Origin of the sequence: Psychrobacter sp. CCUG 69069 (assembly GCF_021023115.1) — a bacterium.
Classification (GTDB): domain Bacteria; phylum Pseudomonadota; class Gammaproteobacteria; order Pseudomonadales; family Moraxellaceae; genus Psychrobacter; species Psychrobacter namhaensis.
In genome coordinates, this window is sequence record NZ_QQAI01000011.1 from 84,451 (window position 1) to 98,540 (window position 14,090).

The following is a 14,090-nucleotide window of genomic DNA, read 5'->3' on the forward strand; positions in this document are numbered from 1 at the left end:
CAATGACTGAGACTGGCAACTTTTATTATGGTGAAGATAAGATCCATTATGAAGTCGTGCGTAAAGACACAAAAAATAAGTCTAGAAGCGATACGCTTATTAACGAAAAGAGCAAACCTCGCAAAGTGGTCATCAAGGTACATCCTGATCAGCGTGTAGTCGCCACAGCGCCTGTTGATGCCAGTGACGAGATAATACATGACGCCATGATGAAGCGTGCTCGCTGGATATGGCAAAGCCTACAAGAATTTGCAAAGCAACAAGATCACGTATTGTCTAAACGTTATATCAGTGGTGAGACCCAGTTTTATCTGGGTCGTCGTTATGTGTTAAAAGTGATAACCGATGCAAAAACTAACGATAAAATAAACAGTACGGTGAAGCTCAGTCGCGGTAAGTTACATGTAGAATTGTCTCAAAATGATTCTGAATTAGACGCTGAAAAACGAGCGATTCTCGTGAAAAGCTTGATTGATAAATGGTATAAAGATAAATTTACGTCGGTCTCTAGAGAGAGGCTTGAGGCCTTGATACATAAGGCCTCATGGGTAAAAAATAATCCTTCATTGAAGTTAATAGTAATGAAAAAACAATGGGGAAGCTGCTCAAATAAAGGTAATTTAATCCTCAATCCGCACTTAGTCAAAGCACCAAAAGAATGCATTGATTACGTGATATTGCATGAGCTGTGTCATATAGCTGAGCATAATCATAGCGAGAACTTTTGGCGCCTATTAACGCAAGTAATGCCGCATTGGAAAGAGGTGAAGGCGAGGCTTGATGGAATGGCTGAGCTTTACTTGAATGAGTAAAATTTGGAGCTAGGTAGTTTAAGATGGTTCTTTGGAAAAGTATCAGCCTCCGATATACTCGAGGCGCTTCACTTAATTACTCTATGTAATGGTTAAGTTAAAAAGGTAGTATTTACAAGAATTCGAGGTTTTCAATGCTTAAACAACATCGACAAGCACTTGTAGTTGAAGGTGGTGGAATGCGTGGCGCATTTACCAGTGGTGTCTTAGACGCATTTTTACAACAACAATTTAATCCTTTTGATCTTTGTGTGGGGGTGTCCTCAGGCTCAACGAACGTTGCTAACTATTTAGCTGCGCAACAAGGTCGCACCCTGCAGATTTACTTAGATCATTCACTTCGACCTGAATTTATCCATTATGGTCGTTTCCTTAAAGGTGGGGACTTACTGGATCTAAAGTGGATGTGGGACGTGGTGGAACAAGAGCATCCACTAAATCAGGCACAATTATTTGCCAGTCATGCTGAGTTTTACATGGTGCTAACACACGCTATTTCAGGTGAAGCTAACTATATTAAAGCCTGTAAAGACAATATTTTGGATGGATTAAGAGCATCAAGTTCTATACCAGTGCTGACTCGTCAAGCGGTCGAGATATTTGGCGAACCTTATTTCGATGGTGGTGTAGCTGATGCTTTGCCTGTGCATTGGGCCGCTCAACAAGATCGTGTTGCTAAGCTAATGGTGATCCGTACTCGTCCTCACAATTACTATAAAGCAGGTCGCAAGGGCGATCAGCTGTTGGCTAAATATTTTTCTAAGCAACGATATGGTTTTGCCCAAAGCTTATTAACACGAACCCAACGTTATAATGATGCGGTGCAATTTTTACATTCTGCATCACCACAGAAGTTTTTAGAAGTTTGCCCACCCGACTTGAAAAATATGGCGGGTCGATTATCTAAAGATAAAGCTAAAATTCGTTATAGCTATGATGTAGGACTAGAAACTGGGTACAAAGCGATTGAAGATTGGCATAAACTTTAATGATAATTCCGTTAATAAATCAGAATGCTTAAAATTAGACATTAACTGTTAAATAGTGCAGCTTAATTCTATTGGATAAGTATCTTATGGTTGAGATATTTGCGAGACCATCCCAGATTCTGTGTAACTGCCATTTAGATTAAATGCCTGCTTATACGATCATCAAACATAATCATAAAGCGATTCAGAGCAGACGTCCAGTTACGGATTGGCATCGACCACTTTTTGGATGCCTGCTGGGTTGCTAAGTACACCACTTTGAATGCTGCCTGATCAGACGGGAACACCTTACGCTTATTCACCGCTGTCCGAATCACGCTGTTTAGCGACTCTATCGCATTGGTGGTATAGATCACTCTTCTGATGTCTTTAGGATAACCAAAGAACACCGTTAAGCCCTCCCAGTTATTACGCCAAGACTTGATGACATGTGGGTACTCTGTGCCCCAAGTCTCATCAAAGTGCTCAAGGTTGGCCTCTGCTATCTCAAGCGTATCAGCGCCGTAGATGGCTTTTAAATCAGCCGCTATTGCCTTCTTATCTGTCCAAGGTACAAACTTCATCGAATAGCGCACCATATGCACGATACACAGCTGAACCTTGGCTTTGGGATAAACGGTATTGATGGCATCAGGGAAGCCCTTTAAGCCATCAACACAGGCAATGAGGATATCTTGCACCCCGCGGTTTTGTAGCTCAGTGAGAACGCCAAGCCAGAATTTAGCGCCTTCATTCTCTGATAGCCACATGCCAAGCAGCTCTTTTTTACCATCAAGTCCCACGCCTAAAGCCAGATAGATAGCCTTGTTGATGATCTGCTTGTGTTGACGTACCTTAAACGACAATGCAGTCCAAATAGACAATAGGATAAACACTGCTCAGCGGCCGGTTCTGCCAAGCGGTGATGTCGTCTAAGATATTATCGGTGACTCTTGAGACAAGAGAGCTTGAGATGTCGACATCGTAGAGCTCTTTAATGCTCTCTACAATCTCGGTGGTGGTTTGACCTTTGGCGTATGAGCGAGGATCAGCAAGTGTCTGGGAGACACTTGCCCGAAGCGCAAGACGTAAGGCTATGCCTGTAGTGAAATATGATTTTATCATCAAGGCCTGAGATACGACTTTGATGCTTACGCACTAACGCAGGTTCAAAGTCACCATGACGGTCTCTTGGGGTGGATATCTCAAGATCGCCTGTGTCACTGCGGACTGTCTTTTTAGTGTGCCCATTGCGCTTGTTAGGCTTATCTGCTTTTTCATGCTTGGGGTAGCCAAGATGGTCTTCCATCTCAGCTTCTAGGGCGGTATCGATAAACGATTGCATGAGCTGCTTCTGAAAGTCTTTGATGTCATCAAAGCTTTTCATGCTACAAGCCATTTGTTCGGCTAGTTTCTTAATGTCAGTTTGGTTAGTCATTGCTTATTCTCCGGTTAGTGGATTATAAGCAGTTACACAAAGTTTGGGAAACTCTCGAATAAGAGGGCTAGTGTTCTATATCAATTGATACTAGATTCTTAGTAAGAAGTTCTATTTTGTTTTTAACCTCAGAATAAATATCTACTTCGTTATCTTCAACCTCCAGAGTAACTAATAATGAATAGTTAACCGTTCTCGAACATCTTTCTTTATCTTTATTAAGCTTCCACCAACCTGTAACAGGTTTGACTATTATTCTAGATAACTCAGAAAGCTCTGCTGCTGTTCCTTCCCAATAGTCTTTATGTATTGAGCCAGATTTTTGTAGACTACTACCAAAGAACCATTTATGTTGTGTATCGTGACTAGTATATTCTTCACCACGTTTATTGCTTCTGTTCATACTGTCTATAAAATCTTCTTTATTCTGACCTGATTTACAAAGATTAAAAGAGAGTCCATGTGACCTGTAAACATACTTACTTTTAATACTTGAAACCCTAGGGTTAGGTTCAATAAAGTAGGATAAGGTAATAGTCATTTTGACTGTCGAGTCTAAGGGTAGCTCTTTAAGAACTTGTTCAGGCCATGGTAATTCATGAAGGTTAAACTCATTGAGTTTGAAACTATCAGTTTCATCAAAAGGTTTTATTGAAGACTCAATAATCAGGCTTAGTCTATTATTTTTGCTATTAACAGCTTTTTCTAAGTCAGGAATCCCATATCCACATACCCTCAGTATATTTTTTTGATACTCTTTGAGCATATTATTCTGTGGATGTTGCCTAGCTAATTGTTCTAACTCATCAAAAATAGATTCTGACCATTCAGCTGAATGAATCATTAACCCTCTAATAGTTTCAGAGGTAGCTTCGGGGTACGCTGACATAATTTTTGCAGCCATATAGGAGGCTTCAGCGGTAGCGGCACTGGTATCAGCATGTGAACTAAAAACGTTATTTTGAGTTTTACCTGAAGCAGTGAGAACTGATAAATCTTCATGAAAGTCTATAACACCATCGTCACGAATTAATCTATTGCCTCCCTCACAAAGTATTTCTGGCTTAAAAGGAGCATCGACCCATTCCCAATTATGAGAACTGGATGTTGTTGGGTTAATATCTTTAAATTTTGAGCAGATCACTGGATTGGGAATATTGGTAACATCATAAAGCTTAGTACAGCTACCTACTGTAATAGCATTCCAAGCTTGAGCAGGATCTTGGACTTTAGTTAACCTTGCATTTGACCAATAATCTTTTTGAAAGTTATCAGCATTTCCAGCTGAGATTATGAAAATATCAGAACTCGTTTGTGAGTTTTCATAGCAAAAATTATCTATAGTTGCAGACCATGATGTGGGGTAGCCTTCACACTTATAATCTTTATTAGTTACTGCTAAGCTATATACTCTTTGACTTTCAGGCCGATCGATTATAAGGTTACTAATAGTGCCTAATGTAATTGCTCCGTATAGTTCTTCGGGGTTCGTTCCTCGTGGTGGTAAAATTCGACCTGATTCAATTTTATGAGTCGCCTTAATCATCTGACTATTTACTAAATAATCTAGAATATCAGAGCCAAACGCAGCTACCCCAGCTTGAAAAGAACCGTGATAAACGTTTGTTGGAAAAAGTACATTATCAGTATAGTGATCCCAGTTTGTATCCCAAGAAGTACTATAACGTGCTTCACACACCTTATTAAGTAAAGGGTTATTATAGTTAACACCAGTGTCTAGAATGCTGACAAAAATATCGTTTTCACTCGGTTCTAGCTGTATACGTTGGTTAAAGTCATCAGTAAATTCATGCTGAGATGGTATGTCCATATCAATGAATACGCTAGGGTTTTCTGATGATATCCGTAGTTCTACGATATCAGGGTTTTCAGCTATTAAACCCTCAATTTGATTCCTATTAGCACTAATTTTAAATATGGTAACTGTTGGCAATGTTATATACGATTTACTTATATAAGAATATAATTTTTCGTCAATTTTCTTTAAAAAATTATTTCTCGCTTCTTCATCATCGAATGTTACCCATGCTTCACACTTTATAATGCTTTCTGAATCTTTTGGTAGCAACGATATATCGTCTGTCCATAAGTCCTCTAACGTAGAAGGTCTTATTAAGAATATATTATTCAACATCGGACGATTTTTAGGTTTTCCACCCCTAGTATCATCATTAATAAACTGCTCAATTCTACTGCGAAATACATCTTTTTTTTCGTTGCTTGTATAAAAAGTTAAGACTTGCTGATCCTCTTCTAGCTTTAATGTCTTTAGTTTGAATGACTTATTATCAAATTTTTCAACATCAAGCTCTGTTCCATTATCACTTACAATGCTAAGGAAGATACCTTTTTCGCTAGTCAATGGGTTGACTTTATCCTGACTATCACTAGAAATATTTTGTTTTTCATTTAATATATTCAAAGCTTCATCGTATTGAAGTATTAATTTCTTTCCATGCTCTGATCTGTCTTTTGGAGTAAGATAAGGCGAACCTCCACCAGAACTAGCGAAATAATTATGTTTTTCGATGTTATTATAGAACAGGTGAGGCTTGTTGTTATTCATTAGGTTACTCTTTAGAGTTTCGTTTTACTGTTTAGGGACTGGAGTAAGAAGCTCTCATCAACAATATTATTATTGTTTAAGACAGCTTGTTTAGCAGCATCATCGCAAGCCTTTACAATCTCAGCGTAACTTAACCCTTTTGCAGCGTCATAGATAGCAGACCACTTATTTACTTTAAACTTAAACAAAAGGAACTTATTTTGAATTAAACGCTTTATTTCATCTTCGTTAGGTAAGTCAAATTCAATAATATCATCAAAACGACGAAATAGAGCTTTGTCTAAAGATTCAACATGATTAGTAGCTGCAATTACTATACTATTAGACTGCTCTTCTTCGAAAAAGACTAAAAAAGAATTTAGTATTCTTTTGATCTCACCAACATCATTCCCCTGACCTCTAGAAGACCCTATGGAGTCAAACTCATCGAAAAGGTAGACAGCTTTGTTGTTAGAAATAAAATTAAAAATAGCTCTTAATTTAGCAGCTGTTTCGCCCATATACTTACTCATGAGTCCATCAAGTAATATCGCGTAAAATGGCATATTCAGTTCTGTAGCCAACATTGAAGCTGATATTGTTTTTCCAGTTCCTGGGAGGCCGTGGAATAACAATTTCCTGCGTGGAGTAAGCCCGAATTCTCTAAGGCTAGCAGCATTTTTATGTTCATTGATGACTTTATCTAAGTGCTCTTGTACAGAAGGTGATAAAACAATTTCATTTTTCCGAACCGAAGCAAATTTGAGCTGAAGGCTACCATCTAATTCATTACCATTTGAAGCACTCATACTACTTTTATCAAAGTTTTTCTGTGTAGGTGACCCTTTATCGATGATAGATTTTAACTCTTTAGCAAGTTTATGATGACCAGAGCGCGCTTCATTTGCAGCAATTTGCAATGAAACTGACTGGAATCGGCCAGTATCGTTTTGATAGTGAGCCCTAATCAGGTTCTTAATCTGTTCAGCGGTTGCCATTTTGGACTCTCGATGATACTAGTTAGTTTGATATATAATTATATCAAATCGGTACGTAAAAAACTCACTGATTGAAGGGCGCAAAAATAGCTATATTATTGCCGCTGATGTTGCTAAGCATACTGAGCAGCAGGCGGAGTATATGCAAATGCGCGGCTTAGATGACATGCATTATCAAAGCTTGATTATAGAATACCTCAAGACGTTTGAACGAGGTAGACTAGCTGATTTTGATAAAATGCTGGCTAATAAATTACCGCAAGTACTGGATGATAAACAGCGTAAGAACAAGGTGCGTAATCTATTGCAGAAAATGCGCCGTGATGGATTAGTCGTTTCTGAGGGTTGGTCTTGGACTCTTGCAAATAGCTAAGGATAGCTAAAAACAGCTAAGAATAGCTAAACCTAGCTAAAAGCAGCTAAGTGTAGCTAAAGATAGCAAAAAAACAAGCCGCTTAGTGCGGCTTGTTTTTCATCATTGATCAGTGAAACCGCGCAGCCATCTTCCTCTCGATCCACTGAGCGACTTCACTTTCAACCCATGCTACGCGTCCTTTGGTCATCTTTACTTGAACAGGAAAAGTAGGGTCATAACGTTTAGATCTCTTATTAAGCATATCATAAATTGTGGAACTACTAAGTCCTATACAGTCTTCGACTTGCTGTATCGAAATCATACGAGGTATTTGTGGCATGCTTGGCATTGATGTGTTTGGTTGAGTGTTTGCGTTTAAATTATCCATTGTTTTCTCCTAGTAAGTGAATGAGAGCTTTCTCTCTCATACAGTTAGGGAGTCCTATATTTTTTTACGGCATCCTATACAGTCCGACCGTTCGCCTTAGTTAACCCAATAAAAAAAGAAGCAGAATGAATCCGCTCCTTCTTATATCAACTGCTTATTTTCACAGAGTTAGCTAACTGCTGTTACGCTTTGCCGTAGTCCTTGCTCAATGCTGCTCACGTTCTGAGTGGCTAATCCATTCTGATAACTCCCTTGCTGAGTACTACTCACATCCTCTGTCTCCATGGGATAAAACTCTTCAGCCACATCAAGCATGCCATCACTATCAACCTCAAAGCAGGAGTTCACATAACCTTGTTTGGCAGCTGCCTCTAACGCCGCTTGATCAAAGCCGTGTTCACACAGCTCTGCATCAATCACTCCAGCATGTTGTACCGCATCTTTGAGCGTTACCCCATCACGCAGCGTTAAATCCACAAAGTAAATCGGTGTGCGATAACTTTGCGTGGTGCTTTTACCTCGCAAGGTGAGTTGCAACGGCAAGCAAGACAGCTTATTGCCAGATACTGCGGCAAAGTAGCTTAAGCGTGCGGCAAGCGTTCTAATACTATTAAAGCCAGTGGTGCGAAAGATGAATGTGCCCAGCTCATCGTCCTCAGAGAGATTGACGTATAGCCTGCCATAGGGTTTACAAGCACCGCCTTGCGCTAAGGGGCAGCGATCAGGGGATGGACAAGGAAGCTGCTCGACACCATTATTGGTACGACGCTGACAATGTTCACCGTCACCCACGCATAGCGGGCGTCCAGTTTGTCGATCAAACAGCGTGTACTCAGCACGAAGGTTTAGGTCAGGATCGTTAAACAACATGCGTACCGGTATTTGTCTGAGTTTACCGTCATTATTTGCACGTAGTTTTTCGTCTAGTGGATGATTGATCCATCCGTCTTTATTTTGCACTTGGCTGGTGATAGTGAATTGATCGTCTTTAGCAGGTAGACGCTTGCCATCTTTTACGATGATACGTCCGATGCTGATACGACCTAAAACTGGTGGGGTTATGGTGAGACCTTTAATCATGGTGATATTCCTTATATGTTTTAGTTAGCCATAAAAAAGCCCATCTTTGATAGATGGGCTCTTATGCGCTAGATTTGGTTTGTGTGTGTTGATTAGAATAGATAGCAGGTTAATCGTTTAAGACAACAAAACGACGACTACCCTGACGGGTTTTACTGAACTGAATGAGTAGCTCAGGATGGGCTTTGATCACCGCCTTGGTATCTAAGCTTACGCTGTCCTTGGATCGTTTCCACGAGATAGCCCCTTTATCAAAGATCGCCACCTCATGGTCTTTGATCAGGCTTTGTAGCTGATGCTTGACCTGATCATGACGCTGCTCTAACTCTTGCATGTAATCACGGTAGCTCAGCAATTGCTCAAATAGCTTGTTAGCGCCACCATCATTTTTAAAGTCAATTTTGCTGTTAGGCTCAGGTTTGGGATAAAGCTGTTTTAGTGCACGCGCTGCCGACTCACTATGATCAGGGGTTGGTGGCGTGTCGGTCTGCACGTATTGCCAGAACAGACGCTCATGCTCCATGATAGACTCAATCAAGCGCTCGTCACGCTCAACTTTATAAATCTTAGCCTCATGTCCACAGAGTAGTACGCAGATGTGCGCCGCCGTTTTGCCTGTGACCGCTAGCTGATGCTGTACTTGGCAAGTGACATATAAGGGTACGCCATGCTTCCACAGCTTAGCGCCATGCTCACCAGCCGTTTTACACTCAAGTATTTGTACTTCATCACTGCCAACCACCGAGTAATCTAAATTAGCCAGCATAAAGTGCTTGTCAGGATCAGGATGCTGCAAGATGGCGTTTACGCGGCGTACCTTATTGCCTGTATGCTCTTGATAGTATTTAGCCACCATCGGCTCTAGCGTATTGCCCCAGTACAGTGGTGAGTAGCCCTCTAAGCTCTCATTGATATTTGAGCTCATGCGTCCCGTCTTAATCATCCATAGCTCAAGCATAGAAAGGTAAGGATGAATGCCACAAGCGGCAGCAGCGTCAGAGCTGCCGATACCTTGTTTGCGAACAGCTAGCCACTCTTCACGGCTTAGGTCTTTGGTATTAACCAAACGCTTAGCCGTGGTTGATTGATGAGCAGACGGCTTAACCGGTTTGCTCTCTAGCTTGGACTTTGGCAACTCTTCGCTATTATGTTGGGCTTTTAGTGGAACTTTACCCTTAACGGTAGCACGTTTAACTCTTGGCTGAGTCGTTGTATTGTTTAATGCGATCATGTTCATGATGATCTCCTTCGTTAGATTTATTATTAATAAGTAATGCGGTACTTTGTTTGAGTGACGGCATAAAAAAACCACGCACAAAGGCGTGGTTAATTCATTGGGTAACTACAGTGTCTATGCGATTAGGCGACTAGGCAATTAAGCGCAGCGCTTCATCCAAGCTCTTATCTTTAAGCTTAGCCCCTGCACCAAACCAAGCTGAATCAAGACGATGATCCCTCGACATGGCACGGCGTTCATGATCTACAAACTCTGTCATAGCAGACAGCAGGCCATAAGCGGTATCTTTGGCAGATGCTAAGTCCGCACCGCGACCCTGACCGTTAAACATCGTCATCACCTGATTCATAGCGCGAGCATTAGGCACCGCTTCTTTCTCCTTCTTAGCCGTATTAAACAGAATCAGGCCATCGTCTTTGACATCGTTAAACACGCGGTTTAAGTAATTAGCCGCTTCTGCTTGCGTCACTCGTCTATTGGTAAGCTGTTTCATCTCATAGTTAAAGTCATCCCACTGGCTGACCGATACGCCTAATTGCTGTTTGACTTTATCGGCATCAAAGGTGGTACTGTGCGGTACTTTGACCACGCCGCCACTACCATCAGCCAGACTGATTGCTAAGGTGTTATTACACACCACACGGATATTGGTGAACTGCGCTGTGGTGGCAAGCGTACCATCACAAGCGGTTGCTAGCAGCAAATAGCCATGACTGACATCACCACCACGTAATGTTGCGGATTGGCCGGTACGAGCAAGGGCCCAGAACTTACGGCCACCTTTTAAAACCCCTGCCGTTTCAAGCTCAAAGTCTGCTTGTTCAGTCAGATCCCGATAAAACTCTAAGATCTCACTGGGTTGTACTTCTTGATAGCGCTGACTCACTACCGATAACGGCTCTAAGTTATCAGAGCGGTACAACACTTTATTGCTGTCAAAAGGCATGATCAGGTTTTGACCTTTATCATTGGTTGCCATGTAGCTGACGTCTGAGGATTCAATACGCCAGTCCATACCTGCCTCACGTGCCCAGACTTCAATAGGCTGCTTGGGAGATAGCTCGTTGCCAAGACCGTGCCATGGGGTTTCGCCAACGTACGCCATGCTTTCAATTAAATGTGCCATGTTAATACTCCTTTTAAGATTGATTGTTTAAACGATTTGATAATTGATTGAGTAAATAAATGAGGACGTCAGATACTAAAGGTATGCTGACAGGTACGGCATAAATAACGTGGCAGGATAGCCGCTCTGAGTAATGGCGGCTGCATCAGTCTTTGTTGTGCCAGATTGATCACGGTGGCAATAGCGCCACCTGCAACCATCCCGATCATCGGATTAATCTTGTAATACTTGCAGACGCTCATCCCAAGACTGACTAATAGCTTTGGTGAACACAGGTGCTCTGTTATTCCTTGTGTACTGGTGTCTATGTTTTCGATGACATGAGAAGAGTGACAATTAGGACAAATAGGTTTCATAGGATCTCCGTGATAATGGCGCATAAAAAAGGCCTGCTATAAAGCAGACCTCGATGACACGTTTTGGGGTAGATTGATGCGGCAACGATGACATCGGTGCTCATCTCATATGGATGCTATATATCTGAAATTATTTTGCTATGAGAGATTCCCACGCGTTTTAGTTGTATGGATCGTTAACCTTACTAGGAGATATCCTTTGCCCAAAGGTATTCATATTAGGCACAGACACTTTAAGACGTTGATAACTTTTATCACGCTTATCAGGACGGGTTAAATACAAGGCAGCATTAACCGCATTCTCGACTTCCTGTAAGTTATCACGATGAATCATGCCGATACCAAGTATGCCGCGGCGTGCAAGACCTTCTTTATACTCTCTAGTATTTAAGATAAAGCAATAGCCAACGCCCTCAGTAATATCTTGCCATTTTTGTCCCACTTGATCAGCCAAATAACTGTCCTTGTAATGTTCTGCACCATCAAAGATCAGCAGCAGATGACAATGAAAGCCACCATTGTCTTCACCTTGTTCTAATGACCAAGCATGGCTAAGTAAATGCTTAAAACAAGTATCGCCATTATGAATGGCGTCTCTTAATTTTCTCATATGAAAGTCAAAATCACGAATGGTAATGTGATGACTGATCTCTGGTATGTATTTTAAATCCACTCTCACAAACAACAATCTTGAATGATCTGATATAAGGGTTCTGATATTAGGTTCTAAGTTTCTGCAGTTTTTATTACTCTGATAACGCCACGCGCTGTAGTCTTTTTTTATCGCCTTCTCATAACCTGACAGTAACCGAATAAACTGCAGTGTCTTTTCATTATCCCAAAATACGTTATAAGCGTAAGCGTCACCAATAATCATACTGGTGCTTTCTATAAATGCCTGGAGTGGTTTTGAGTATCTGTCTTCAGGATTAAGGCTAATCATGAAGGAGTAATAGAACTCATTTAATTGGCTTTTGATTTGTTGAAAATTGATGGTACCAAATAGTACATCTCTAACCAGTTTGTCGACGTTAGAGATGAGTTGTGAGTGATTAACGGTTGAATAGATCATGATTGTCTTCCTATGAATATAAAGTTGAATGGGTGCTACATATATTCATAGGGTTGTATATTTTTTTACTACTAAGTGCGGATAGCATCCGCTTTAGTTAAGTAGTACATAATATAACTTATATTATCTTACCAATCTTTTAGTGGTATCTGGAAAGCAGATTTATACCAGCTGTGCTTGAGTAAATGAAAATCGCAATGCATCAAATACCCACATTTCAGGGAAGAGGGTGAAGATGGAGTTAGCTGATCGTCATTGACGTTAATTTATAAGGATTTTATAGTTCAATCCTATATACTACATGTAGTATTCTATATTTATACCGACGTTTTAATGACGAAAAAATGATGATTTTATGATGCATAAATCAATAGGTGATAATTCAATTTTAATTATTATATAAGGATGTATAATGAAAAACGGATCTGTTAATGGTATAGAGCTATCGAAGAAAAATGAAAAATATATTGAACAAAAGGTGAAAGCTTTGAGTGTGTATAACACTTACTGGTGTTTATTAAATCTATACTCTAGGGGGCAACTACGTACAGAAGAAGTACGGAAAAATGATTCACTATGTAGGGATCTGCTATCAAATATACTAAAAAGGCGGTATTCGACTAGCCGTAAAGATATAGATGCAATATTTGAAACAAGTGCTATAAACAATATATCTTTCGCTTATGTAAAGTGGTTCTATGAAAATGACAGAGCTGCATTGTGGTTAATTATGGTTTTAAAGGGATTAGATCTTATAAGCGATCCTATTCTTACTGAAGCTGATATTTCAGTTATTATTCATAATATTATTTTCAATAAAAACATCTTTATTAGAAAGGGCCTCGTTTACGAAGGTGATAGTGATGATGAGGAATGGATAATTACATCAAAAAAGCTATCTTTAACTCATTTAAAACAAGTTTATATTCATAATAAGGTTAGCGAGAAAAATATTAAATGGCTGACTAATCGTGATAATAGTCACAGCTCTAAAATAAACTACGTGTATAAATATATGCAAAATATATATGATATTGATAACTTATTAATGAATAAAGAACAGAGAAAGAATAGTAATAAATCGAACAAGTATTGCTCAAAAAATATTAATAAGAATGGATATAGACAGGCTTTAATTTATGGCGATAGAATTTTGTTTCCAGAAACAGATACAGATTCTCGGCTTCATCATATATTGGCCTCATTAGATTACTGGACATGTAATGATTTTATGATCGATGAATACAGGGCCGCTAATAGGGCTTTATTCATAAAAAATATGTATGATGCTTGGAATGCGCAACAAAAGCGTGATCGCGATAAAATTAAGAAGCAATATGGTATAGATCTCACCAATGACAACAAGAAAAACCTAAAGCATCTTGCTAAGGCTTGTGGTAAGACACAGAGTGAAGTGTTGAATGACTTAGTTGAATTCGCGCATAGTCAGATACGAAATCAAGAAATTAAGCTAGCCCCATCTTTCCCTAATCAATATAAGGCTTTCGATAAGATAACTCTAGAGAAGCCCTCAAGCTTGCCAAGCGAACATACTGAGAGAAAGGTCTGAACCGCCCCGACTTTATCGGAGAGTGATTTACTTGAGTCAGGCAGCGATGCCTGACAGGGTTAAATTATCATAATACCGCTTTTCAAACTCAAAGGGTGACACATATCCAATCGTGCTATGCAAT

Annotated in this window: 12 protein-coding genes and 1 pseudogene; 4 read left to right on the forward strand and 9 right to left on the reverse strand. The window is 40.0% G+C overall.

The genetic code is table 11. The annotated features are described in order from the left end of the window. Positions 1-2: 2 nt before the first annotated feature. Together DVY93_RS08705 and DVY93_RS08710 are read left to right on the forward strand one after the other, a co-directional pair. The gene (locus tag DVY93_RS08705; RefSeq protein ID WP_230710332.1) at positions 3-812 is read left to right on the forward strand and encodes a M48 family metallopeptidase; all 810 of its coding nucleotides are present in this window, start codon (positions 3-5) and stop codon (positions 810-812) included. A 134-nt stretch (positions 813-946) separates the two neighbouring features. Then, positions 947-1,801 carry a patatin-like phospholipase family protein gene (locus DVY93_RS08710; protein ID WP_198328257.1) on the forward strand — a complete coding sequence of 285 codons (855 nt, stop codon included), beginning with the start codon at positions 947-949 and terminating at the stop codon, positions 1,799-1,801. 134 nt (positions 1,802-1,935) lie between these two features. Here DVY93_RS08710 and DVY93_RS08715 read toward each other — a convergent pair. The 3 genes and pseudogenes from DVY93_RS08715 to DVY93_RS08725 form a co-directional block, all read right to left on the reverse strand. Then, a pseudogene (locus DVY93_RS08715) lies at positions 1,936-3,218 on the reverse strand (IS256 family transposase). 67 nt (positions 3,219-3,285) lie between these two features. Then, complete coding sequence (locus DVY93_RS08720; RefSeq protein WP_230710333.1) at positions 3,286-5,805, reverse strand: S8 family peptidase; 2,520 nt, start codon at positions 5,803-5,805, stop codon at positions 3,286-3,288. Positions 5,806-5,816: 11 nt separating this feature from the next. Continuing rightward, the gene (locus DVY93_RS08725) at positions 5,817-6,782 is read right to left on the reverse strand and encodes an AAA family ATPase (RefSeq protein WP_192993555.1); all 966 of its coding nucleotides are present in this window, start codon (positions 6,780-6,782) and stop codon (positions 5,817-5,819) included. Positions 6,783-6,924: 142 nt separating this feature from the next. Here DVY93_RS08725 and DVY93_RS08730 point away from each other — a divergent pair, with 142 nt between their 5' ends. Continuing rightward, complete coding sequence (locus tag DVY93_RS08730; RefSeq protein WP_192993557.1) at positions 6,925-7,155, forward strand: hypothetical protein; 231 nt, start codon at positions 6,925-6,927, stop codon at positions 7,153-7,155. Between the two features lie 109 nt (positions 7,156-7,264). On the opposite strand, the gene DVY93_RS08735 is transcribed toward DVY93_RS08730, so the two are convergent. The 6 genes from DVY93_RS08735 to DVY93_RS08760 form a co-directional block, all read right to left on the reverse strand. Then, the gene (locus DVY93_RS08735; RefSeq protein WP_330165964.1) at positions 7,265-7,525 is read right to left on the reverse strand and encodes a helix-turn-helix transcriptional regulator; all 261 of its coding nucleotides are present in this window, start codon (positions 7,523-7,525) and stop codon (positions 7,265-7,267) included. A 168-nt stretch (positions 7,526-7,693) separates the two neighbouring features. After that, positions 7,694-8,605, reverse strand: a complete 912-nt coding sequence (locus DVY93_RS08740) for a recombination directionality factor (RefSeq protein ID WP_230710334.1) — start codon at positions 8,603-8,605, stop codon at positions 7,694-7,696. Positions 8,606-8,714: 109 nt separating this feature from the next. Beyond that, positions 8,715-9,842, reverse strand: coding sequence for a YqaJ viral recombinase family nuclease (locus tag DVY93_RS08745; protein ID WP_230710336.1), 1,128 nt, complete (start codon positions 9,840-9,842; stop codon positions 8,715-8,717). Between the two features lie 130 nt (positions 9,843-9,972). Beyond that, positions 9,973-10,968: a DUF932 domain-containing protein gene (locus tag DVY93_RS08750; RefSeq protein WP_230710339.1), complete on the reverse strand. Its 996-nt coding sequence runs from the start codon at positions 10,966-10,968 to the stop codon at positions 9,973-9,975. 68 nt (positions 10,969-11,036) lie between these two features. Beyond that, complete coding sequence (locus tag DVY93_RS08755) at positions 11,037-11,324, reverse strand: hypothetical protein (protein WP_230710341.1); 288 nt, start codon at positions 11,322-11,324, stop codon at positions 11,037-11,039. Between the two features lie 160 nt (positions 11,325-11,484). Then, complete coding sequence (locus tag DVY93_RS08760; protein WP_230710343.1) at positions 11,485-12,396, reverse strand: YagK/YfjJ domain-containing protein; 912 nt, start codon at positions 12,394-12,396, stop codon at positions 11,485-11,487. Positions 12,397-12,808: 412 nt separating this feature from the next. Between DVY93_RS08760 and DVY93_RS08765 the strand changes: the two genes are divergently transcribed. Further along, complete coding sequence (locus DVY93_RS08765) at positions 12,809-13,966, forward strand: hypothetical protein (RefSeq protein WP_230710345.1); 1,158 nt, start codon at positions 12,809-12,811, stop codon at positions 13,964-13,966. Positions 13,967-14,090 lie beyond the last annotated feature (124 nt).